The sequence below is a fragment of the Providencia sp. PROV267 genome (genome assembly GCF_028477825.1).
GTDB classification, from domain to species: domain Bacteria; phylum Pseudomonadota; class Gammaproteobacteria; order Enterobacterales; family Enterobacteriaceae; genus Providencia; species Providencia stuartii.
In genome coordinates, this window is the sequence record NZ_JAMPLX010000005.1 from 122,854 (window position 1) to 147,040 (window position 24,187).

A 24,187-nucleotide genomic window follows, 5' to 3' on the forward strand; every position below is an offset into this window, starting at 1 on the left:
TAATCGGAGTACAAAGTGCGGGGGAAATTCCCCACACTTAATTTCTTATTTTTGATATTTTACTTTTGACAATAACTGAATTAACGAGCGATCTGTTTTAGGATATTTACCCACATGTCAGAGTAATGTTCCCAAGCCATAAATTCTTTACTTCCCCAGTGTGGCGAGCAATCACTCATAAAGCAGGCTGTTTTACCCTTTTCATATTGACCAAAGACTAATAAAGGATCTTCGCCAATATTTAAAACGGTTTCTGTATTTTCTTTAGCTTTAACTTTGTTATAGCCTAAAAACATTGGCCATTGTCCAAATCCTTTAACGGATTCATGTTCTGCATTGACTGGTACTGCAAAAATACCTTCAGGTGTTTCAACACGATCATCACCATCAAGCATTTCTACCGGTAATACATCTGCTAATAATGTATTTTTATAATTCGCTTTAGCCTCAATTCCCATAAAGGATAGATAGCCACCAATCATTAATAATCCACCGCCATTAATGACATACTGCTTAATTAATTGCAGTGCATTTGGTAATACTTTCATATTATAAAAAGTATCGTTTTGCAGTAAGAAAGTATTTGCACCAATATCGCTAATGACAACGACGTCATATTTCTCTAACTCTTCTACCGTTTTAGGAAATGCCATTTGAACGGTATGAGCAGGCATATAATCAATTTCAACATTTTTATTTCTTAAGCAATCTAATAAAAATGTTGCACCCTCTTCATATTTACTCGAAGTAAAACTGTCGTAGCCTTTAGTATGAATCATATGAATGTGCCATGACTCACCAATAAATAAAATTTTCATTTTTATTCCTCTTTCAGAATATGAATTATTCAGGGGATTGAGTGACAACCTGAGAGTAGGTTGTTTGGTTAATACGATATATCACGTTAATATCTTCAGGCATTTCTGAAGCTTTGCTCGTTTCTACCGCAAGCGATGAAAATGCCGAAGCATAACGCAACGCATACGAAAATTGCTTACCTTTTGCTAATGAGGCCGCCAATGCGCCATTGAAAGCATCCCCAGCGCCAGCCGTATTTTTGACCACCGCTGTGTAGGCCGGTGAGTAAATAAATTTATTGCCATCGTAAGCAATAGAGCCTTTACTTCCTAATGTGATCACAACCTTTTTAACACCTTTATGATAGATGACGTCGGCTGCTTTTTTAGCCGACTCCATATCCACAACATTCACTCCGGATAGCAAACTGGCTTCCGTTTCATTCGGCGTTAAAATATCGACTTTTTCAAGTAGTTCGATAGCAATATCACTATAAGGTGCAGGGTTTAAAATAATCGGTATATTATACTCATTACCTATCGATATAATTTCCCTTAAGGCTTCAATATTTGTCTCAAGTTGTAGCAAGATAATATTCGAATTAATAATTTTATCTTTTTGAATTTTTACCTCATCAGCACTGATATCCATATTTGAGCCAGGATATATGGAGATAATGTTTTCGCCACTATTTTCTGACACGAAAATTGATGCTGTGCCCGTTTGGAACTTTTCAGTTTGGTAAATTGTTGATGTCTTAATTTTTGATGATGAAATAAAATTCACCGCATAATCACTAAATTGGTCAGTGCCAATTTTAGTAATAAAATGGACTTGCGAGTCTGAATAACTTGCAGCTAAAGCCTGATTGCAACCTTTGCCACCTGGTGAAAAAATAAATTTGTTTGATAATAATGATTCACCTGCCTCTGGTAATCGAGGCAAATAACTAATCATATCAACATTAAATGAACCTAATACACAAACTTTGCCGTTCACTGAATCATCCTTATTGGTTATTTCATTAAGGCTATCGTTACATTCCAGAAACTGTATAATTTCTTTTTTAGCAACCTTATCTAGGGATTCAAATTCAATGAATGCGCCACCATGGCAACGGTTAATAATTCCTTTTTTTGCCAAAGAATTTAAATCTGCTCTAATGGTTTCTTTTGTGACATTCAGTTCTTTCGATAAAACAGAAACTTTTGCTGAGCCTGCGTTTTTTAAAAAATTAATTATTTTTTTATGTCGTTCTGCTTTCATGCCATTTTACCTCATGGCATTTACTCTAAATTAGATAATGTTATTTTAATGTGATAATAATCATATGTTCCCAATGCAAAGCAAAAAAAAGCAAAAAACACAAAAGCTAAAACAAAAAAAAGCAAAAGCATATTACGTTAAGGTAAATTTAGTTTTTAATGCAAAACAAAATAGGAAAGCATTAAGTAATCTAATCATCATTTAATTTAATCATAAAATAATAATTATATTACTTATAAAACAATCATAAGATTAAATAAAATTAAATATTAACTTCAATAGCTTACAAGGAACCAAGTTAATTTATCATTAATAATTAACTATAAAGGATTTCAAATAAATAAATTACTTATTTTTCAATTTTAATCGCCTAATTTCAATATTGAATCGATTCAAACTAAAAATGACCACCATTTAAATAAAACGTATCGAGAAAAATAAAATCAAAAAATGGTACGCAGAATATAAAAACGGGAGCGATTGCTCCCGTTTTAGTGCTTTGAATCAGTTAACAACCCACTATTGAACTGTTTTTTTCTCATGCACCATCATCAATGCTTGTTCAATACTGCGCTCAATGACTGTTCGTCGCTGATCATTTTCAGGTAATAATTGCAGCATCATCTGCCAAGCTGAGATGGCTTCTGCATAACGAGCCTGCTCAAATGCATTAAAAGCAAACATGCTTAATGCCTTAACATTGGTCCTATTTTCAGCAATCAGCTTACGCAATAACTCACCACCAATGCGATTATCTTCTGGATCAGACGAACGCGTTAACACTTCGGCATACCCTAGCGCCACGTTATCATCATTCGGCTTGAGTCGATAAGCCCGCTCATAAGCATCTGTCGCCATCGTGGCATTATTTAATACCATGCCAATCCGACCTAGCATCACCCATGCATCGGCATTTTGAGGCTCATCCTGCAAACGAGTACGTAAACCTAACGCAAGGCGCTCCATTTCTTCAAGATTAAGTGGTGGCTCTGAGGGATCTAACGCTCTGTCAAGCAATGCTGGCGCCTGTTGGTAAGCTAAATGCCAATCTGCAACTTTGCCATAACTGCCTACCTGATAATAAGCCGCGGCCCCAATTCCGAAAGCCATGATCACCCCCGGGACATACACCCACCCAGTTGAGCGCGTTGTCTTTATTGAAGCGGTATGTTGCTGATCATTTGGAACATCTTGTTTTATGCGAACACGTTTTTTAGTACGTGCGTAAATGATCCACCCACCGACAATCATGGCTGCAAAAGGTAATCCCCATAAGATGGCCGTTAATGGCGTCAATGGAGGATTGTACGTCACAAAATAGCCGTAACGTGCCACCATATAGTCAACGATTTCATCGCGGCTCTTGCCTTCTTTCATCAACTCATACACTTTTTGCCGTAAATCTAAAGCAATCATTGAGTTTGAATCTGCAATGCTATTGTTTTGGCACTTCGGGCAACGTAACTCTTCTGTTAACTTACGAAATTGCTGCTCTTGCTGCTCATTATCAAAGGTAAAAACTTCAGTCGCCGCAAAAGCACTACTTGCACTAACCGCTAGCATCAGCAAACCAATAACATATTTCATTGGCTGGCCTCCTTGCTATAGCGTTCCCATAATGGTTTCACTTCCTTATTCCAGACATGCTCATCCATTGCGCCTGCATGGCGATAACGAATAATCCCATTGCCATCGATTAAGAAGGTTTCAGGAGCCCCATAAACGCCCAGATCAAGGCCTAACATGCCCTCACCATCAAAAAGACTTAAAGCATAAGGGTTACCAAGTTCGCGCAACCAAACAATCGCCTTATTGCGATCATCCTTATAGTTTAACCCCACCACGCGTACACCTTCGGCAGCAAGCTGATTGAGGTATTTATGTTCAGCGCGACAAGTAGGGCACCATGTCGCCCAAACATTTAAGAGGATAGGTTTCCCTTGAATCAACACATTTGACTCATAATGTTGACCGGGGTTTTCAAGTGACTCTAAACGGAACACAGGCACCGGTTTACCCACTAATGCAGATTCAAGTAAACGAGGGTCATCCCCTTCGGCATTACGCATCAATTGCCATAACAAAACGGCGGCAATAGCAGCGAAAATAATAAAAGGGATCAAGAAAACTTTGCGTTTCATGCAGCCTCCTGCACGGGTTTACGGCGACGATAGCGCGGATCAAATAGGCAGCATAGCGCTCCAGCAGCCATTAAAATGCCTCCCGACCAAATCCAGCGCACAAAAGGTTTGTAGTAAAGGCGCATAGTCCATACCTCTTTGCCGACCTCTTCTCCTAATGCAGCATACAAATCTCGGGTTATTCCCCCATCGATAGCCGCTTCGGTCATCACGGCACGGCTGGTGCTATAAAAACGTTTTTCAGGCTGTAATTTAGTGAGTAATTCACCATTTTTCTTAACGTCAATATTCCCTATCACACCTTGATAATTCGGGCCATTCGCTTCATGTACCCCATTAAAGACAAAGGTATAATCACGAATAACCACACTTTCACCGGGCTTCATTTTGGCATCACGTTCAATGCTGTAATTTTGACTAAAGGCAATCCCCACAATGGTTACTGCTAAACCTAAATGTGCAAGTACCATTCCCCAATAACTTGGTGTGAGCTTGATTTTTTTACTAATACGTACACGCATTTCGGCGAACGCCAGTAATGCTATCCAGCAAGCCATCATTAAACCAAGCACGGTCAACGCTTCTAATCTATCTTGCATTAGCCATGGCAGTAGGCATGACAATATCAAGGTCACGAGCAAGGCCATTAAGAGTAATTTTCTAATCGCTGCGGGGCGATCTCTCCCCCAACGCACTAGAGGCCCAATCCCCAGTAAGAGTGCGAATGGCACCATTAGCGCGATAAACATGGTATTAAAGAAGGGCTCACCAATCGAAATACTGCCTAAACCAATTTGTTTGTGAACTAAAGGCAGTAAGGTGCCTAATAACACGACCAGCATTGCAGCGGTTAGGATGACGTTATTCGCCAGTAGCATTGATTCCCGAGACCAAAGCGCATTATTAACACGAGAACGAACCTTATGACCTCTTATGGCAAACAGCAGCAATGAGCCACCGATAACTAAGACCATAAAGGCGAGAATGAAGAGTCCTCTCGAGGGGTCAGATGCAAAGGCATGCACAGAAACCAGCACCCCTGAACGTACGAGGAAAGTACCGAGTAAACAAAGTGAAAACGCAAATATCGATAGCAATAAAGACCATGCCTTAAATGTCGCTCGCTGCTCTGTCACCGCCAGCGAGTGAATTAACGCGGTTCCTACTAACCAAGGCATAAACGACGCATTTTCAACGGGATCCCAGAACCACCAGCCGCCCCAGCCTAGCTCATAATAGGCCCAAGCCGAACCTAACATGATGCCGAGCGTTAAAAAAAACCACGCAGCCATCGTCCAAGGGCGAGCGAAACGGGTAAATGAACTATCCAGCCGACCACTAAGCAACGCCGCGATAGCAAATGCGAAGGCGACTGAAAAGCCAACATACCCCATATACAGCAATGGTGGATGGAAAATCAGGCCGGGATCTTGCAAGAGCGGATTTAAGTCACGTCCTTCAATTGGGAAGGAGGGCAAGGTGCGCGAAAAGGGGTTTGAGGTGAAAATGATGAACAACAGAAACCCGACGCTCACCATCCCCATTACTGCTAAAACACGAGCAACAATATCCAGCGGCATGCGGTAGCTACATAATGCAACCGCAAACGTCCAGCCGCTCATCAATAGCACCCACAACAGCAGTGAACCTTCATGCGCACCCCATGTTGCCGCAACCCGATACCAAACAGGTAATTGCGTGTTGGAGTTATTTGCAACATAAGTAATTGAAAAATCATTTATGACAAAGGCGTTGACTAGCACTAAAAATGCGCCAGCCACACACAAAAACAGTAGCCAAGCAAGAGGCCTTGAAGCCCGCATTAAGCGCTCATCGTGACGAGATACGCCCCATAATGGATAGATAGAGAGTAATACTGCAATACCTAACGCTAGGCATAGCAGTATATTGCCAACCTCAGGGATCATAGTGCGTTATCCTTATAAGCCGCGGCAGGTCGACGGTGATTTTCCTGCATCGCTTGCTCAACTTCGGGTGGCGTATAATTTTCATCGTGTTTAGCGAGCACTTCTTTGGCAATGATATGATGGTTTTCAGCCAGCTCCCCTTGGACAACTACCCCTTGCCCTTCTCGAAACAGATCAGGCAAAATCCCCTCATAGCTCACATCAACTTCCGCTTCCGCGTCATACACCGTAAAAGTAACTTTCAGGGAGTCCGGATCACGCTGAACAGTACCTGGCATCACCATTCCCCCGACACGTAAGCGTTGGCCAACTTCAGGTATCTGCTGGGTTTCTCGCTTCCCATAAATGATCTCACCGGGGGTATAAAATAGGTCGATACTGGAGCGAAGTGCATATAAAAGCAGCGCGACCATTAACCCCACACCAATTAGAATGGAACAAACTAGCCATAATCTATTTTTACGACGAATATTCACTCAGCCTCCCGACGCGCTCGTGCTGCTTTCTGTCTTGCTTCTCTTGCTTGCTGTGCAGTGATGGAATTTATAATCATTTTGCGTTGTAAAACGGTGTGAATACACAACAGCAATAGCGGTGTTACCGTCAATAGAACTGCCAGCCAGACATAAAAGGCATAACCGCCCATTGCAAAAAAATCCGCCCAAGATGCAAATGCACGACTCATTATTTACGCCCCTTCTTATTCACGATATCCATAACCCATGGGCGGTTACGCTCCAGTAGTAATAATTGGTTACGCAAACGCACCAGCGTCAGAGAAATAAATAAAAATAGATAGCCTAAGATAGCCAAACGCAAAGGTGTGCGCATTGCAGGGTTAATACTTTGCTGCATTCGCGTTGAAGGCTGATGTAATGTGTTCCACCATTCAACGGAATAATGGATGATAGGTAAATTAATCACACCAATTAAGACTAAGATCGCCGCAGCTTTTCCTGCTGTCCGGCGGTCATCAAATGCATGCCAAAGCGCGATAATGCCAACATACAGAAAAAAGAGAATAAGTTCTGAGGTTAAACGTGCATCCCATACCCACCATGCGCCCCACATGGGTTTGCCCCACGTTGCCCCCGTGACTAAGGCAATAAAGGTAAATACCGCACCAATAGGTGCCATAGCGGCAATCGTTAATTCAGCCACTTTCATTTGCCAAACAAGACCAACAAAAGCGACGAACGCCATAATGGCATAGATCCCCATTGACCACATTGCTGCTGGAACATGGAGGTACATAATGCGATAGCTATCACTTTGCTGATAATCGGCGGGCGCAAATCCGAATCCCCATCCCCAACCTAGTGCTAAAAAAATCACGCTCAGGGTAATAAACCAAGGGGTCAACCGCCCACATAGTTGGTAGAGATTGGCAGGAATAGCAAGTTGGTGAAGCTTTTTCCACATATTTAAAGGCTCCAGATCATATCTCAGGCAAACTTTGCGCTGCTGCAATATACAATACACGTAATAACAATGGGTTTATTGATATAGCACAAATATAAACTGAGGCTAGTCAAACCATTAACTGTTGACTAGCCTCTATGCTTCTCAGGCGTGATCCCATTTAATCAACCTTCCTGAGTGACGCTTTTCCATTTAAAAACCCGGCTCAACTTCGCGCATATCAGGTAGCTTATGAGCTATCCCTTTATGGCAATCAATACAGGTTTTTCCATCAACAATGGCCTGATCATGCATTTTGGCTGCCACGCTTTTTTGTGCCGTAAAATCCATGTATTCAAAATTGTGGCAATTACGGCACTCCTGAGAGTTATTATCTTTCATCCGTCGCCACTCATTTTGCGCCATGGCTAAACGGTGCTCTTCAAATTTTTGTGGTGTATCAATGATGCCGAATACTTTGCCATAAAGCTCTTTGCTGGCTTTAATCTTTCTGACCATTTTAGGTCCGAACTCATGAGGTACATGGCAATCAGGACAGGTTGCTCGAACACCACTACGGTTGGTGTAGTGGATCGTTTCCATATACTCTTCATACACGTTTTCACGCATCTCATGGCAGCTAATACAAAATTCTTCAGTATTAGCCATTTCCATTCCCGTATTAAAGCCGCCCCAAAAAATGACGCCACTAACAAAACCAATCAATAGTAAGGTTCCCAAAGCCAAACGGCTCGGGCGTCGCCACCATTGCCATACTCTACGGATCACACCAGGCTTAGCGTTATTGTTTCCCATGTCGGCCTCTTATTTCCCAAAACCTTTGGATGGGGTAAATGTGTTCTCCACAATCGGTGAAGTATCGGACTGCGGCACATGGCACTGTAGGCAGAAGTAGCGGTTTGGTGCTACGCCACCTAATACTTTCCCCGTAGCATCCACGAAGTGTGTCGGGCTAACGCGAGGCGCCCCTGTTGTTCGATAACTTTCAACACCATGGCATTGTAAGCAGCGATTTGTATTGGTGGTAATTTGATAACCATCAACGCTATGTGGGATCATTGGAGGTTGATTCACATAGTTTAAAGCCATTCTTTCCTGCTCTTTAGGAATATGAATGCCACCTTCTTGAGTACCAGAAACTTCTGGTGACTTAGACAGATCAACGCCATTTGTCGCCCAAGCAAGGCTCGAGGCAACGAGTCCTATTACCGCCATCCAACGGCTCATTGTCTTAATCAGGGCATGGGTTTTCATGATTTCGCTCCCGAACTCCATCGTAGTGTTATTTTAAAAACATCCTCAGAACACACATCGATACAACGACCGCATGTTATGCAGTCCTTATCCGAAATGAATGCTGGGGCCTGTTTATCTAAAACCGGGGTACGCAAAACTTGCGGCTCCGGACAAATGTGAAAGCAATCCATACAGCGAGTACAATTTTGCTTGTTTATCGCTGTGACCATCAGTGCCCCTTTACAACCGGCGATCCCATATAAGGCACCGAGAGGACAAAGGTGACCACACCAGCCATGCTCCACAACGAGTAAATCGAATAAAAATAAGGCGAGCAGCAATAAAGCACCGCTACCAAAACCGAAGATGAGGCTTCGGCCCATTAATGAAACGGGGTTGATCCATTCCCACAATAAAGTCCCTGTTACCGCAGAGCCGATTAAAATCACCACAAGCAACACATAACGGATATAACGAGGGATCGTTGCGGATTGATTAAAATCGAGCTTACGGCGTAACCATGCTGCCGCATCCGTAACAGGGTTTACAGGGCAAACCCAACTGCAAAAAATACGTTTTCCAAGTAATGCATAAACTAGCAATACTATTGCTGCACCAATTAATGTCGAAATAGCAGGTAAATAGCCACTAGCAAGACTTTCTAACGTGATCAAAGGGTCAGTGAGCGGGATTGAATCTAACAATAAACTGCTACTGTAATTACCATGTAAGATCCAGACCCCAAACCAAGGTCCACTCAAAAACATCGCGATTACCAATAGTTGACTGATACGACGCATCCATAACCATTTATGGCTCTGCCACCAGCCCTTTTTCGCCAGAGCTTCGCGTCCGGCATCACGTTTACGATTTGCCATTATTTCCCTCCAGCCAACCAAAACGGTAGTGATGCCCCAATTCACCTTTCGCAAGCGTTAACGGCAGGACTTTAATGGCCGCTTCTTCGAGGACACAAGCCTGCTCGCACTTACCACATCCCGTACAAGCTTGACTATGCACTGTTGGTAAAAAACGTGCATGCTTACCCGTACGGTGGTTTTGCTCAAGCTCCAGCGTGATAGCCTCATCAATTAGCGGACAAACGCGATAACACACATCACAGCGCAACCCTTGAAAATTGAGACAGTTTTCCTGATCAAGTAACACTGCCAACCCCATTCGTGCGTCATTGATAGACTCAATCTCTTTATCCAGTGCACCACTCGGGCACACTTTGGCGCATGGGATCTCTTCACACATTTCACAAGGGTTTTCTCGCGCAATAAAATAAGGCGTTCCCGCTGCCAGTCCTGATGCTAATGTTGCTAATTTCAACATGTCATAAGGGCAAGCTTGTACGCACTGCCCACAACGAACACACGCACTCGCAAATGCATTTTCATTAATGGCTCCCGGCGGGCGGAGACGAATTCCACTCGCGCGGGAAGTTTGTTGCTGTAAGCCCAGTACCACACCAACCGCCGCCAATCCGCCTGCCGCACGAACGGCATCGCGTAAGAAACGGCGACGACTATTTTGAGGTTTAGGTTTCTGGGACATATGCAATTACACCTTTTCCAATTTAACGGCACATTTTTTGTAATCCGTCTCTTTAGAGAGTGGGTCTGTTGCATCCAGCGTTAAGTTATTAACTAACTGAGATGCGTCAAAGAAAGCCATATACACCAATCCTTTTGGTGGTCGGTTACGCCCTCGTGTTTCCACAATAGTGGTCACTTCACCACGGCGTGAAATCACTTTTACCTTATCACCACGACGTAACCCTCTCTCTTTCGCATCTAGAGGATGGATAAAGACCTGTGATTCAGGAAAAGCTCGGTGCAGTTCTGGTACACGACGAGTCATACTGCCGGTATGCCAATGCTCCAACACACGCCCCGTTGATAGCCATAAGTCATATTCTTTATCAGGTACTTCCGCCGCGGGTTCGAACGGCAATGCAAAAATGACTGCTTTACCATCTGGCTTACCGTAGAATTGATAACCCGCACCGGCTTTGACATAGGGGTCATGGCCTTCGCTGTAACGCCATTGCGTCTCTTTGCCATCGACCACAGGCCAACGGATACCGCGTGCTTTGTGATAATCATCGAAAGGCGCAAGGTCATGACCATGACCGCGACCAAAACTGGCGTACTCTTCAAATAACCCTTTTTGTAGATAGAAGCCCAATTCGCGTGACTCATCATTGAGCTGATCTTCAGCTAACTCAGTGATCGGGAACTTGGTAACCGCTTGGTTAGCAAACAGCACGTCATACAGGGTTTTACCGCGATACTCCGGTTTTTGAGCCAGTAACTCTTCAGGCCAAACCTCTTCCGTTTTAAAGCGACGGGCAAATTGCACCATTTGCCATAAGTCAGATTTTGCTTCTCCCGGCGCTTTCACTTGCTGACGCCAAAATTGTGTCCGGCGCTCCGCATTCCCGTAAGCCCCCTCTTTTTCTACCCACATGGCGGTTGGCAAAATCAAATCTGCGGCGATAGCACTCACGGTTGGATAAGGATCAGAAACAACAATAAAATTGCGTGGGTCACGCCAGCCCGGCATCCGCTCTTGATTAATATTGGGGCCTGCCTGCATGTTGTTGTTACACATGACCCAATAAAAGTTAAGCGTGCCGTCTTTTAAGGCACGGTCTTGCGCCACGGCATGTAAGCCAACTTTTTCTGGGATCGTGCCGGCGGGGAGTTGCCAAACTTGCTCCACTTTTTCGCGGTGTTTTTCATTCGTTACCACCATATCGGCAGGTAAGCGATGGGCAAACGTACCGACTTCACGAGCAGTACCACACGCAGACGGCTGCCCCGTCAATGAGAACGGACCACAACCCGGCTGAGAAATTTTACCTGTCAGTAAGTGCAAGTTATAACAGAGGTTATTCGCCCAAACACCACGAGTATGCTGATTGAAGCCCATTGTCCAATAAGAGACGACTTTTGTGTTTGGATCTGCATACAATTTTGCTAGTTCTTCTAGCTGATCTTTCGGCACCCCTGTCATTTCAGCGGTTTTATCTAATGTGTATTCAGCCACAAAGGCCTTATATTCTTCCCAAGCCATCGGCACAGAGGCATCTGAACCTGGGTTTTTAGCACTTTGTTCTAATGGATGAGTAGGACGCAATCCATAACCGATATCCGTTGTTCCTCGACGTAAGTTAACGTGTTTATCGAAGAATTCCTGATTCACCGCATCATTTTGAATAATATAGTTAGCAATATAATTGAGGATCACTAAGTCAGACTGTGGGGTAAAGACAATACCGTTATCAGCTAACTCAAAGCTACGATGCTTAAATGTGGAGAGTACAGCAACACGCACATTAGGGTCAGATAAACGCCGGTTGGTAATACGTGACCATAGGATAGGATGCATTTCTGCCATGTTCGAACCCCAAAGCACAAATGCATCGGCTTGCTCGATGTCATCATAACAGCCCATAGGTTCATCCATACCAAAAGTACGCATGAAACCAACAACCGCTGAGGCCATACAATGGCGTGCGTTAGGGTCTAAGTTGTTAGAGCGGAAGCCACCTTTAAACAATTTTGATGCAGCATACCCTTCCCACACAGTCCATTGGCCTGAACCGAACATGCCAATCCCTTCAGGGCCGCGCTCTTTTAATGTGGTTTTTACTTTTTCTTCCATGACATCAAAGGCTTTTTCCCAAGTCACCGGGGTAAATTCACCATTTTTGTCATATTCACCGTCTTTCATTCGCAGCAATGGCTGAGTCAAGCGATCTTTACCGTACATGATTTTCGGTAAAAAATAGCCTTTAATACAGTTTAAGCCACGGTTAACTGGCGCTTCTGGGTCACCTTGGCTCGCCACAATGCGACCATTTTGCGTTCCCACAAGTACACCACAACCTGTACCACAGAAGCGGCAAGGTGCTTTATCCCATTTGATGGCCTCTTGTTGCCCGACGACCGCTTTAGCGATACTCGGAACGCCAATACCTGCCGCCGCAGCAGCGGCCGCAACAGCATTGGCTTTCATGAAGCTACGACGACTGAGTTTCATCATTTTCCTCACATTGCTCATCCTGCTGGTGGTAAACCAGCGAAACAGCCAGCACACCATTAACATTGCGTACTGAATCAATAGTCTCAATCAGGGTGCGACTGTGTTCTGACTCGACAACAACAATCAATTTGCCTGTTTCCGGTGAACTGATAGCCACCTCACAACCGGGTAATTGATTTAAAGCTGCCGTCACAGCGCAAGCCTGTTCACTTTTTACTTGTACAATCAAACTACATACTTGCCAGCTATTGCGCATTTTCATGCTCCAAAGTAATGGCTGATACGGGGCAACCGGCAACACAGGCACCACAACCTGTACAACCTTGCTTATCAATATTGGGCTGATAAATTCCACTCAGTGATGGGCGAAACGCGATCACTTGTGGCTCACAATTGTCTTCGCATCGCCGACATTCAATAGAGCGATATGCCAGACAGGTTTGAGCAATTGAAATGGAAATATCCCAAGGTTGGGAGAGTTGTGGAAGAAATATTGGCTCAGGGCAAGCGGCAGCACAGGCATAACAAAACGTGCACTCCCCTTGCAAAAAATCAACAACGGGATAGCCACCGGGGCCAGATATTAAAATTGAGGTTTCACAATGCGTCAGGCAATGGTTGCAACGAGTACAACTTTCAATGAAATGATCTTCACTACGACTCCATGGCGGTCGAATAACGGGTGCGGCGCGACGCCATGCACCAGTCAACACTCCCCGACGGGTGATATCAGCCATGTTGATTTCCTTAACATTGCCCAAACAAAATTAATGCAAAAAGTAAAAATTAACCGCAATTATTATATGTGTATTCACGCAGAATCTTATCGATAGAGAGTAAAAAAATACATACCACCTAATAGGTAACATTAATGCATGTGCTATTTAGAATGAAATAATTTATACAGAAAGTATTATTTGAAATAACGATGTAACTTATTGACTAGAACTTAAATAAATTATCTTCAAACAAAAAATATTAACATTTTTTAAATATGAGAAACCAAATTAATCCTAATGTTTCATGAAACCCTCATATATATAACATTATAAACTACCACTAAAGTAGTAGTTATAGTCATCAACGATGAATATCCACATTGAAAATATTAGAGGTGCTGCACACTTTGGTTATTAGTTAAATAATAGATAAGCAGATTACTTAGTCATATCCTACTGATAATAAAGCCTTTCAATATGAATTCAATAAATAAAAACCCTCACTCACATGAAAGTGACGCTTAAATGCTTTGCTCTCATTTATTTTAACTGACTCAATGTTTTCTTTCCTAATTTACATTCACGATTCGATATTAATCACATTATTTTAATGACATTTCTTTTAGTAAATTTAGCTTTGATCAAAAACAATATTTTAAGTGTGGTTATTTGTTAGAGCTATTCCTTGAGCATGTCATGATGGCATCAAAACCTATGCCATCACCTATAAATAATAATATCACAGCCAATGGGATGGCTGGCTTATATCACTCGAGGCCCTTATGGCAAAGATAATCAACAGGACTTTGTACTTACTCAGTTTGGTGGCTGGGATATGGTTGTTAACCCCTGCTGTTCATGCACAAACTGCATCAAAGGAAGCATCATCAACAATAAATACTAAAAATGAATCCTTTGCTCAGGCTCACCCTGATCAATATCACTCGTGGCGTGCAACATCCGAACAATCACAACGTGAAGATGCGCTGGCAGAAGACCCCCGGTTGGTGATCCTCTGGGCTGGCTACCCTTTTTCACGTGATTACAACAAGCCTCGAGGCCATGCTTATGCTTTAATTGACGTACGAGAAACACTACGTACTGGTGCACCGAAAGATGCACAAGATGGCCCTCTCCCTATGGCTTGTTGGAGCTGTAAAAGCCCAGATGTCGCCAGACTTATCCAAGAGCAAGGGGAAGATGAATATTTCCACGGTAAATGGGCTAAAGGTGGGCCTGAAATTGTTAACGTACTAGGGTGTGCTGACTGCCACAAAACCGACTCTCCAGAATTCGCGCAAGGCCAGCCCGCTTTAACACTCACCCGTCCTTATGCCGCTCGAGCCATGGAAGCGATTGGTAAACCCTTCGATAAAGCCAGTCGTTTTGATCAGCAATCTATGGTGTGTGGGCAATGCCACGTTGAGTACTACTTTGCAGGGGAAAATAAATCCGTCAAATTCCCTTGGGATAACGGTACGAAAGTGGAGGATATAGAAGTCTATTATGACAATATCGCCTTCTCTGACTGGACAAACTCACTGTCGAAAGCCCCTATGTTAAAAGCACAGCACCCAGAGTATGAAACATGGAGTGCGGGGATCCACGGTAAAAACAACGTGACCTGTATCGACTGCCACATGCCTAAATTACAAAATGAAAAAGGCGAGCTCTACACCAGCCATAAGATAGGTAATCCATTCGATAATTTCGAACAAACCTGTCGTAACTGCCATACCCAAAGCAAGCAAGAGCTACAAGCTGTCGTTGCCGAGCGCAAACAAGCTATCCAAGAGATGAAAATCAAAGTGGAAGATCAACTTGTTCATGCCCATTTTGAAGCTAAAGCAGCTTGGGATGCAGGGGCAACCGAAAAAGAGATGGCGCCCATTTTAGCTGATATTCGCCATGCACAATGGCGCTGGGATTTAGCTATTGCATCTCATGGTATTCATATGCACGCACCAGAGGAAGGCTTGCGCATGCTCGGTGGCGCAATGAACAAAGCTGCTGATGCTCGCACCAAACTCGTTCGTCTATTAGGTGCTAAAGGCATTACACATGAAATTGCTATTCCAGACATTTCAACCAAAGAAAAAGCGCAACAAGCAATTGGTCTGGATATGCAAAAAATCAACGCTGAAAAACAAGAGTTTTTGAAAACTGTCGTGCCCGAATGGGATGCGCAAGCTCGTAAAAACAACCTGTTAAGCCAATAACCGTGATCCGCCTCATACAGAGGCGGTATAACCAATGGAGTTAATATGAGCGTACTACGTTCGTTATTCACTGCTGGGGGGCTGGCATTAGGCTTGTTATGGAGCATTGCAGCCTCTACTGCGACACCTCCCGCGACAGAGACGGGTGAACGTTGGGTTGTTACTCAGCAACGTAACCCAGATGCAGCCTGTTTGGATTGTCATAAACCCGACAAAGAAGGTATGCATGGCACTCACGCATCGGTCATTAACCCTAATAATAACCTTCCCGTTACCTGTACCAACTGCCATGGTAACCCAGGCCCTCATCACCGTGAGGGGGCTAAAGATGTGATGCGGTTTAACCACCCTATGTATAGCGTGGAGCAACAAAATAGTGTCTGTATGTCATGTCACTTACCCGAACAGCTACAAAAAGCGTTTTGGCCACACGATGTTCATGTGACTAAAGTTGCCTGTGCCAGTTGCCATGATCTGCATCCAAAACAAGATACGATGAAAACACTTAATGACAAAGGTCGCGTAAAAATTTGTGTTGATTGTCACTCAGACCAACGTAATAACCCTGACTTCAATCCAGCGGCGGTAAAATTGCTTAAGGAGCAGCCATGAGTTGTTCGCGTCGTCAGTTTATTATTTATGCAGGAGCCTTGGCGGCGTCAGGAGGTGCGACACTCCATAGCCTCGCAAATACGATGAAAGTGGATGGCGTACGTTACGGCATGATCCACGATGAAACCTTATGCATAGGTTGTACTGCTTGTATGGATGCCTGTCGAGAAGTCAACCAAGTCCCGGAAGGGGTTTCTCGGCTAACCATTATTCGCAGCGAGCCAATTGGTCACTTCCCAGATATCAAATATCGCTTTTTCCGGCATTCATGTCAGCACTGTGAGCATGCACCTTGTGTCGATGTTTGCCCAACGGGCGCATCATTTATTGATAAAACGACAGGGATTGTCGATGTTAACCCAGACCTATGTGTTGGTTGCCAATATTGTATTGCGGCTTGCCCTTACAGAGTAAGATTCATTCACCCAGTCAATAAAACTGCCGACAAATGCGATTTTTGCCGAAAAACAAACTTGAAAAAAGGTAAACAACCGGCTTGTGTCGAAGCCTGTCCAACCAAGGCATTGGTCTTTGGCAATCTGGATGATCCTAACAGTGATATTTCTCTTATGTTGCGTCAAAAAACCACGTATCGCTATAAAATAGCCCTCGGTACTCGCCCCAAAATGTACCGAGTTCCGTTCAAATATGGGGAGGTTAGCCAATGACAACTGCTTCTGCTTTCCATTTTGAATCTTTAGTTTGGGATTGGCCCATTGCCGTTTACCTCTTTCTAATTGGTATTTCAGCAGGGTTAGTGGTGCTTGCCGTGCTATTGCGTCAATATTATCCGTCTGAAGCAACCAGTAAGAGCACACTAATGAGAGCCACTCTATTTCTGGCACCGACGACCGTTATTTTGGGATTACTCATTTTAATTTTCCATTTAACACGCCCATGGACCTTTTGGAAATTGATGTTCCACTACAGTCCGACCTCCGTCATGTCGATGGGGGTTATGCTCTTCCAAGTCTACATGGTGGTACTCGTTGTCTGGTTAGCTAAAGTTTTCGAAACTGAACTGGTCGCAATACAGCAAAAATGGCTACCGCGTTTTGGCTTTATTCGCTCATTATTAAATTTATTCACACCTGCTATACGTGCCATTGAAATCACCATGCTCGTACTGGCGGTATTATTAGGGGCTTATACCGGTTTTTTACTTTCCGCGTTAAAATCCTATCCATTCTTAAATAACCCTATCTTACCTGCTCTCTTTCTCTTTTCAGGGATCTCATCGGGGCTTGCCGTCGCGCTCATTGCTTTAGCATTGCGCTATCGCCAAAATGTCCATAACCCAGAAGCGCATTTTCTACATCGCGTTGAAGGCTTTGTCGTTTGGCTGGAAATTTTCTTATTAGCGGCTTTCTTTGTCGGTTTAGCATTAGGGGATGATGGCAAAATGCGCGCGCTTATCGCAGCACTTGGTGGAGGCTTTTGGACTTGGTGGTTTTGGATTGGTGTGGTTGGCATTGGTTTTATGATCCCACTGGCCTTGAAAAAATGGGTCAATAATAGCCAAAGTGCCGCCCGAGTGGTTTTTGTCAGTAGTGCGAGTTTGGTTGGGGTCTTTTTATTACGTTTCTTTGTCCTTTATGCAGGGCAATTAACGGTCGCTTAATTAACACAAACAAGGTGCTCATTGGAACTTATACTCCCTGAAATCGGGTTTATTAGCTTGCTGTTAACACTCTGCATAACCAATTTTCATGCCTTGTTTGGGTTGGTTAGTACCTACAAACACACCCAAAAATCACGCTTACTTGGGGTTTATTGGTCTACTCTGCAATTTATATTTCTCGTTATTGCGTTTCTTTGCCTAACTATTTCCTTTATTCAAAGTGACTTTTCGGTGGTGTATGTTGCTCAACATAGCCACCGTTTATCCCCTTTATTAATAAAAATAGCGGCGGTTTGGGGTGGGCATGAAGGTTCACTCCTTCTTTGGGTGCTTTTACTGTCGACTTGGCATCTGTTATTCGCTTGGCGCTATCGCAAACAAGATCACCCCTTTTTTGCTTTAACCTTAGCTATTCTTGCCGCAATGAGCGCAGCGCTACTTTGGTTTATCGTGCTCTATTCAGACCCTTTTATGCGGATCTTTCCGCCCGCGATTGAAGGTCGCGACCTCAACCCAATGTTGCAACATTGGGGGCTTATTTTACATCCTCCGCTACTTTACTTGGGTTATAGCGGCTTGATGGTCGTCACATCATGCGTTTTGGCTTCGCTGATTGCTGGAAATTTCAGCCAAACTATTGCATGGGTTTGTTGGCGTTGGGCCGTACCAAGTTGGTGCATACTTACCATGGGGATCACGCTAGGCTCATGGTGGGCCTATAGCGAATTAGGATGGGGCGGTTGGTGGTTTTGGGATCCTGTCGAGAATGCCTCACTGTTGCCTTGGCTAGCGGCAACCGCCCTACTACACAGTTTAGCGGCTTCGCGAAAACAGGGAAGTTACCGCCATTGGTCGATGATCTTAGCCATAGTCACATTTATTTTATCATTACTTGGCACGCTTATTGTTCGTTCGGGCATACTCGTGTCAGTCCATGCATTTGCCCTAAATAATGTTCGTGCAATACCATTATTTTTATTATTTATTAGCATGAGCATCGTCGCCTTACTTATTTATGGTTGTAAGGCGAAACCCGCAGCATCAGCCTCTAAACGGGCATTAACCCTACGCGAAATCTATTTACAGATGACATTGATTTTATTTGTGGTTGTCCTGTTTATTGTGTTAGTCGGCACGCTATATCCCATGCTCTACAGCCTACTTGGGTGGGGAAAGATATCAGTCGGAGCGCCTTATTTTAACCAAACATTACTACCTTTTGGCTTAATTATGCTGATGGTTATCGGCGCTTGGGCCGTGGGGAGCCTCAAATCATCTACCCGCTCTTTTTTCCGTTGGCGTTTGTCTGTTAGCATCATTGCCGCTGTAATCGCCCTACTTTTGCGATGGAGTGATGCTAAATTTATCGCGAGCGCAACGGCTATAATGGTTGGCTTACTGTTGCTATTATGGCTACGCCCTCTCAATGAAATACAGAAGCGACTAGCCTCATTACTTGCACACACTGGCGTGATTATTTTTGCCACTGGTATTGCTTTTTCTACTGTAAGCAAACAAGAAATCAGTGCCAATATGACGGTTAATCACACCGTTTCACTCGCCGGTTATCAATTTAATTTCAAGCAATTACAGTTGGATACTCAATCCAATTACACCACTGAAAAAGCGCTCATTGCCGTTTATCAAAAAGATACATTTATTACACACCTTGAGACTGAACGTCGATTTTATACCGCTCGCCAACAGATAATGATTGAACCTGGTATGCACTGGGGATGGATGCGAAATTGGTACGCCGTATTAGGTGAAAAGACGGGAAATAACCGCTATGCGCTACGATTCTATGTGCAAGATGGTATCCAGTGGATCTGGGGAGGGGCTTTTATCATGTGCATCGGTCTCTTTATTGGGTGGTTTAAAGGGCGAAGTCAGCATGAATAAACTCTTGCATTATGTTGTTCTAACGTTATTACTTATGGCGACGAATATAGCCAAAGCCGACATTGTGGATACTTGGCAATTTGCTACCGCAGAACAGCAAACAACTTCATTACAAATTGCGGCTCAATTACGCTGCCCTCAGTGCCAAAATCAAAACCTGCTCGAATCCAATGCCCCTACCGCTGTCAGTATGCGCCATCAAGTGTATAAAATGGTAGCGGAAGGGAAAACTGAAGCTGAAATACGCTCTTATATGACCGAGCGATACGGTGATTTTGTACTCTACAATCCGCCATTACACATGGGAACCATTGTACTCTGGAGCCTGCCTTTTATCGGATTCATCTTTGTCATCGCCCTGCTCTATTATTTAATAAAAAAAAGAGCCTCAGTACCGCGAACAAATCAACATAATTCAACGGAAGCTATCATTACTCCGACGTCTAAGCTGTCCATACAATTAACTCATGAAATTCCATCACAGCACGCCGAAATGAAGCGCAACGATACCCTTTCTTATTATGCTATCCATTTATGCGTAGCTCTATTACTGCTCCTTACAATAGCAGGGTATTTTTTTCTACCGCGCTTTAGCGCCACTTATCATGAATACCAGCGCATCTCAGACCCATTACATATATTGACCCCACTACAGCAACAACAAAGTGATCTGATACGCTTACAAAATAATATTCGACAATCCCCCCAAAATGGTGACCTTTGGGCAATCCTCGGTGAATATTATTTATATCAAAATAGCTATGACAATGCCTTGATTGCCTATAACCAAGCACTTAAATATACAGGAGAAAACGCGCAACTTTATTCAGCTATCGCGACTGTGCTCTATTATCAAGCGGGGCAACAGATGACTGAAGATACAATGCAAGTAATAGAGTATGCATTATCCATTGATAAACATGAAGTGACCGCTTTAATGCTATTAGCCTCAGACGCCTTTATGCACGCCAACTATGAAAAAGCCATTAGCCTATGGCAACAACTACTCGATAGTAATAGCCCTAGAATTAATCGTTCACAATTAATAGAAGCGATAAATATGGCCACAATAATGAAAAATAATCATTAAATCATTTTTTGATTATTTTTCATTTAAAGTACATACACGTCATCAATAAAAAACTTAAAATAACAATAACTATTCAAATAAACTTAACATAACAATTTATTATTAATTGTAACCCTTTGTCTTTAATTGACTATTGTTATTTCATCCCCATATAAACACGCCTATGCTTATGCTACCTTAATATCGCCTAATTCTAAAATCACTACTATTATTCAAATATCAAAAGAGTAACTTCATGAAAAAGAATATATTTTCATATTTAATTATTGCTCTTATCGCAGGCGGCTCATTTGTTGCTGGCATGATGGCAAATTATACCCCTGATCTGGATATCGTTAAAAAATCACAAAAAGCAGTGGAGGATTTCCTTACATTTCCCGAAACCGCCGAATATAAAAATGTTCATTACTATGAAATTCGGCAAACACTCGATCACGGAATACTTGGTTATGTATGTGGTGAGGTACTCGTTTTTAAAAGCGAAAATTCCTTTGGTTATAAACGATTCCTCGTCAAAACATATATGCACCAAGATGGAAGAAATGTCGTTTCTATCCCTTTAATTGAACGTTCTGGAAATATTTTTCCTAACGACAACTTCAACATCATCTGGGATCAATTTTGCCGTGAACAATCTGATAAGAAAGAATAATCTCTTTTGACGCCTGTAGTATGCAACTTAACCTTTATCAGCTCACCTTTTTGGCTTAGTAATAAATCACTCTTAATAAACCAGCACGCCCTCTTTTCTTCAACCCATTGATGAATATTGTTAATCTCCTTCAATTCATGTCTATTTATTACATAAGCCAAAAAGCCAATCTATTGAATACACAAGAAAATTTTACATAAGCAATATTAATATCTTTAAAAATATTAACACTTGACGTGTGTTTTGATACACAGTTCACATTTTTATCATCGGATTTATACGGTACATTAGTGTCAAGTCAAACGAAGGGAGAGATATCTCATCATTGAGGAATAAAAATTAATGTTGATGTTCTTTAATCACATTAACCAGTATCAATGTCGTTACACCATAAAATAGTAAATAATAATATTCGCAAAAATAAAAGTATAATATTTAACCAGTTGAATACTGAATTCTAATACCAGGGAATTTATTAGTACCAGTGTTATATCATTTCCTATCTGATATAGCGCGTAACAAAATATTACGCTTGTAATATAAAATAACATGCTAAGTTGAATACTTAAGTTATTATCATATAAACATTATATATTTAAGCTATGTATCAACGAAAAGCTAAGATATTTATTAAAAACTAACGTCTTCATCATGTACGTAGATATGCTATAGTACCGATTGCATAATTATAATATCGCTGTAAAGAACAAATCATGTAGTAGTGATTTCATTCAGTTAGAGTCCCTAAAGGGACTCTTTTTTTTTTATGTTTTAATATGGAAAAAAGCAATTAATACAAATCATTACCATGGCTTGCTATCACTTTTTTATACCACCAAAAAGATTTTTTACGTATCCTTGTTAGTGAGCCAGCTCCCTGATCATCCTTATCAACATACACAAAACCATATCGTTTACTCATTTCGCCTGTTGAAGCAGAGACTAAATCAATACATCCCCATGAAATATATCCCATAATGGGGATACCATCAGCGATAGCATCACCTAAAGCTTGAATGTGTGAACGATGGTAATCGATTCGATAATCATCAATAATTTCACCATCCTCATTTAACTTATCATGCGCCCCCAAACCATTTTCTACTAGAAATAATGGTTTTTGATAGCGATCATAGAGCATGTTTGCGGTTAATCTTAAACCGAGAGGGTCAATTCCCCACCCCCACTCACTCTGTTTTATATACGGAGAGCTTAAAGATTGTGCAGCATTAATCGACGGGTTTGTACCATCCCCCATATCCGCTGAGGCACAACGAGAGGCATAATAACTAAACGAAACAAAATCGACGGTATTTTTAAGGATTTGCTCGTCCTCTTCCGTGACCAGAAGTGTCACCTTGTTTTCACGAAAAACACGTTGCGCATAGGCGGGATAATACCCACGCACCTGTACATCAATAAAAAACAAGTTTTCACGATCTTTTTCCATTGCCGCCCATATATCTTCTGGTTTAGGCGACCAAGGGTAATATCCACCACCTGCAAGCATACAGCCGACTTGGTTTTGAGCATTGACTTCGTGGGCTATTTTTGTCGCTAATGCGCTAGCAACTAATTGATGATGAGCGGCTTGATATTTAACTTGTTCGCTATTTTCCCCTTCTTCAAAGACTAACCCTGATGATGAAAACGGCGTATGCAATAGCAAATTAATTTCATTAAATGTCAGCCAATATTTCACTATCCCATCAAATGCTTCAAAGCAGGCTTTGGCATAGGTCACAAAAAAATCAATCATCTTCCGGTCACGCCATGAGCCATACTCAGTGACCAAATGCATCGGAACATCAAAATGGCACAAGGTTACTAGCGGTTCAATATGATATTTTTTGCATTCATTAAATAAGTCGAGATAATAGGCGATACCTTCTGGGTTTGGAGTGACTTCATCCCCACGCGGAAATAAACGGCTCCATGCAATCGATGTGCGAAACACCGAAAATCCCATTTCTGCCATTAGCGCAATATCACGCTTGTATTGATGATAAAAATCAATTGCCAAATGGCTTGGGTAATATTCATCATCTCGTAATTTAAAACGTTTTTCGATCCCCATTTTTACCGGATGCCTGTTAGCTCCATAAGGAATAACATCTGCAATACTGAGTCCTTTTCCCCCTTCAAAACAAGCCCCCTCCGCTTGATTTGCCGCTATTGCACCACCCCACAGAAAATCTTGAGGAAATAGAGATCCTGGCATAATTACCCTCATTCAATAGTGAAAAAATTATTTACTTTCTGGTTAACAAAAATTTTTTATATTTCTTTGGCGATACTGTTTTTGTTTAATCTTACCTATTAATTATTTATTGATAATTAATGACGGTAATATCTATTAACTCCCTATTAATCATCTTTATTAATCACAAAATCAGTAGAAACCATTGCGGTAACAGCCACAACTATCCGTCGATTAAAGATAAAAACAATGCCATTTTGAATAGTAATTATTTTTTGTGATGCACCACACACAATAAAAAACCACACACGTAATAAAGCGCTAT

General features: G+C 42.4%; 23 protein-coding genes. 7 read left to right on the forward strand and 16 right to left on the reverse strand.

Going from position 1 to position 24,187, the window contains the following annotated elements:
- Positions 1 to 80: 80 nt before the first annotated feature.
- The 15 genes from PR709_RS03770 to napF form a co-directional block, all read right to left on the reverse strand.
- Entirely contained in the window at positions 81 to 851 is a 771-nt protein-coding gene (locus tag PR709_RS03770) for a glutamine amidotransferase (protein WP_376738360.1), read from the reverse strand.
- Positions 844 to 2,064: a PfkB family carbohydrate kinase gene (locus PR709_RS03775; protein ID WP_004922173.1), complete on the reverse strand. Its 1,221-nt coding sequence runs from the start codon at positions 2,062 to 2,064 to the stop codon at positions 844 to 846. Before PR709_RS03775 ends, PR709_RS03770 begins: the two co-directional genes overlap by 8 nt.
- Positions 2,065 to 2,583: 519 nt before the next feature.
- Positions 2,584 to 3,651 carry a cytochrome c biogenesis protein CcmH gene (locus PR709_RS03780; protein ID WP_004922178.1) on the reverse strand — a complete coding sequence of 356 codons (1,068 nt, stop codon included), beginning with the start codon at positions 3,649 to 3,651 and terminating at the stop codon, positions 2,584 to 2,586.
- On the reverse strand, positions 3,648 to 4,205 hold the full coding sequence (dsbE, locus tag PR709_RS03785; RefSeq protein WP_004922181.1) for a thiol:disulfide interchange protein DsbE: 558 nt from the start codon (positions 4,203 to 4,205) through the stop codon (positions 3,648 to 3,650). The genes PR709_RS03780 and dsbE overlap by 4 nt, the downstream gene beginning before the upstream one ends.
- A complete protein-coding gene (locus tag PR709_RS03790) occupies positions 4,202 to 6,133 on the reverse strand; it encodes a heme lyase CcmF/NrfE family subunit (protein WP_004922185.1) in 1,932 nt (643 codons plus the stop codon). Before PR709_RS03790 ends, dsbE begins: the two co-directional genes overlap by 4 nt.
- Positions 6,130 to 6,609 (reverse strand): cytochrome c maturation protein CcmE, encoded by a 480-nt coding sequence (ccmE, locus tag PR709_RS03795; protein WP_014656454.1) that lies wholly within the window; start codon positions 6,607 to 6,609, stop codon positions 6,130 to 6,132. The genes PR709_RS03790 and ccmE overlap by 4 nt, the downstream gene beginning before the upstream one ends.
- Positions 6,606 to 6,818, reverse strand: coding sequence for a heme exporter protein CcmD (gene ccmD, locus PR709_RS03800; RefSeq protein ID WP_004922193.1), 213 nt, complete (start codon positions 6,816 to 6,818; stop codon positions 6,606 to 6,608). Before ccmD ends, ccmE begins: the two co-directional genes overlap by 4 nt.
- Entirely contained in the window at positions 6,818 to 7,555 is a 738-nt protein-coding gene (locus PR709_RS03805; protein ID WP_004922196.1) for a heme ABC transporter permease, read from the reverse strand. The genes ccmD and PR709_RS03805 overlap by 1 nt, the downstream gene beginning before the upstream one ends.
- A gap of 192 nt (positions 7,556 to 7,747) precedes the next feature.
- Positions 7,748 to 8,350 carry a cytochrome c-type protein NapC gene (gene napC, locus PR709_RS03810; RefSeq protein WP_004922200.1) on the reverse strand — a complete coding sequence of 201 codons (603 nt, stop codon included), beginning with the start codon at positions 8,348 to 8,350 and terminating at the stop codon, positions 7,748 to 7,750.
- Positions 8,351 to 8,359: 9 nt separating this feature from the next.
- Entirely contained in the window at positions 8,360 to 8,809 is a 450-nt protein-coding gene (gene napB, locus PR709_RS03815) for a nitrate reductase cytochrome c-type subunit (RefSeq protein WP_004922202.1), read from the reverse strand.
- Positions 8,806 to 9,669 carry a quinol dehydrogenase ferredoxin subunit NapH gene (gene napH / locus PR709_RS03820; RefSeq protein WP_004922205.1) on the reverse strand — a complete coding sequence of 288 codons (864 nt, stop codon included), beginning with the start codon at positions 9,667 to 9,669 and terminating at the stop codon, positions 8,806 to 8,808. The genes napB and napH overlap by 4 nt, the downstream gene beginning before the upstream one ends.
- Positions 9,656 to 10,351, reverse strand: a complete 696-nt coding sequence (napG, locus tag PR709_RS03825; protein WP_004922210.1) for a ferredoxin-type protein NapG — start codon at positions 10,349 to 10,351, stop codon at positions 9,656 to 9,658. The genes napH and napG overlap by 14 nt, the downstream gene beginning before the upstream one ends.
- Before the next feature lie 6 nt (positions 10,352 to 10,357).
- A complete protein-coding gene (napA, locus tag PR709_RS03830) occupies positions 10,358 to 12,844 on the reverse strand; it encodes a nitrate reductase catalytic subunit NapA (RefSeq protein ID WP_014656455.1) in 2,487 nt (828 codons plus the stop codon).
- On the reverse strand, positions 12,825 to 13,103 hold the full coding sequence (gene napD / locus PR709_RS03835) for a chaperone NapD (protein WP_014656456.1): 279 nt from the start codon (positions 13,101 to 13,103) through the stop codon (positions 12,825 to 12,827). The genes napA and napD overlap by 20 nt, the downstream gene beginning before the upstream one ends.
- Positions 13,093 to 13,584: a ferredoxin-type protein NapF gene (gene napF, locus PR709_RS03840; RefSeq protein ID WP_004922221.1), complete on the reverse strand. Its 492-nt coding sequence runs from the start codon at positions 13,582 to 13,584 to the stop codon at positions 13,093 to 13,095. Before napF ends, napD begins: the two co-directional genes overlap by 11 nt.
- Before the next feature lie 764 nt (positions 13,585 to 14,348).
- Here napF and nrfA point away from each other — a divergent pair.
- From nrfA to PR709_RS03875, 7 genes are all read left to right on the forward strand, one after another.
- The gene (gene nrfA / locus PR709_RS03845; protein WP_004922226.1) at positions 14,349 to 15,785 is read left to right on the forward strand and encodes an ammonia-forming nitrite reductase cytochrome c552 subunit; all 1,437 of its coding nucleotides are present in this window, start codon (positions 14,349 to 14,351) and stop codon (positions 15,783 to 15,785) included.
- 45 nt (positions 15,786 to 15,830) lie between these two features.
- Positions 15,831 to 16,397, forward strand: a complete 567-nt coding sequence (nrfB, locus tag PR709_RS03850) for a cytochrome c nitrite reductase pentaheme subunit (protein WP_004922230.1) — start codon at positions 15,831 to 15,833, stop codon at positions 16,395 to 16,397.
- Positions 16,394 to 17,065 (forward strand): cytochrome c nitrite reductase Fe-S protein, encoded by a 672-nt coding sequence (nrfC, locus tag PR709_RS03855; RefSeq protein WP_004922233.1) that lies wholly within the window; start codon positions 16,394 to 16,396, stop codon positions 17,063 to 17,065. The genes nrfB and nrfC overlap by 4 nt, the downstream gene beginning before the upstream one ends.
- Positions 17,062 to 18,018, forward strand: coding sequence for a cytochrome c nitrite reductase subunit NrfD (nrfD, locus tag PR709_RS03860; protein ID WP_004922237.1), 957 nt, complete (start codon positions 17,062 to 17,064; stop codon positions 18,016 to 18,018). Before nrfC ends, nrfD begins: the two co-directional genes overlap by 4 nt.
- A 21-nt stretch (positions 18,019 to 18,039) precedes the next feature.
- On the forward strand, positions 18,040 to 19,920 hold the full coding sequence (locus tag PR709_RS03865) for a heme lyase CcmF/NrfE family subunit (protein WP_004922239.1): 1,881 nt from the start codon (positions 18,040 to 18,042) through the stop codon (positions 19,918 to 19,920).
- Positions 19,913 to 21,010 carry a heme lyase NrfEFG subunit NrfF gene (gene nrfF / locus PR709_RS03870; protein WP_154611515.1) on the forward strand — a complete coding sequence of 366 codons (1,098 nt, stop codon included), beginning with the start codon at positions 19,913 to 19,915 and terminating at the stop codon, positions 21,008 to 21,010. Before PR709_RS03865 ends, nrfF begins: the two co-directional genes overlap by 8 nt.
- Before the next feature lie 235 nt (positions 21,011 to 21,245).
- Positions 21,246 to 21,662 (forward strand): hypothetical protein, encoded by a 417-nt coding sequence (locus PR709_RS03875; RefSeq protein ID WP_004922246.1) that lies wholly within the window; start codon positions 21,246 to 21,248, stop codon positions 21,660 to 21,662.
- A 790-nt stretch (positions 21,663 to 22,452) separates the two neighbouring features.
- On the opposite strand, the gene ascB is transcribed toward PR709_RS03875, so the two are convergent.
- Positions 22,453 to 23,883, reverse strand: coding sequence for a 6-phospho-beta-glucosidase (gene ascB, locus PR709_RS03880; protein WP_042116741.1), 1,431 nt, complete (start codon positions 23,881 to 23,883; stop codon positions 22,453 to 22,455).
- Positions 23,884 to 24,187: the final 304 nt, after the last annotated feature.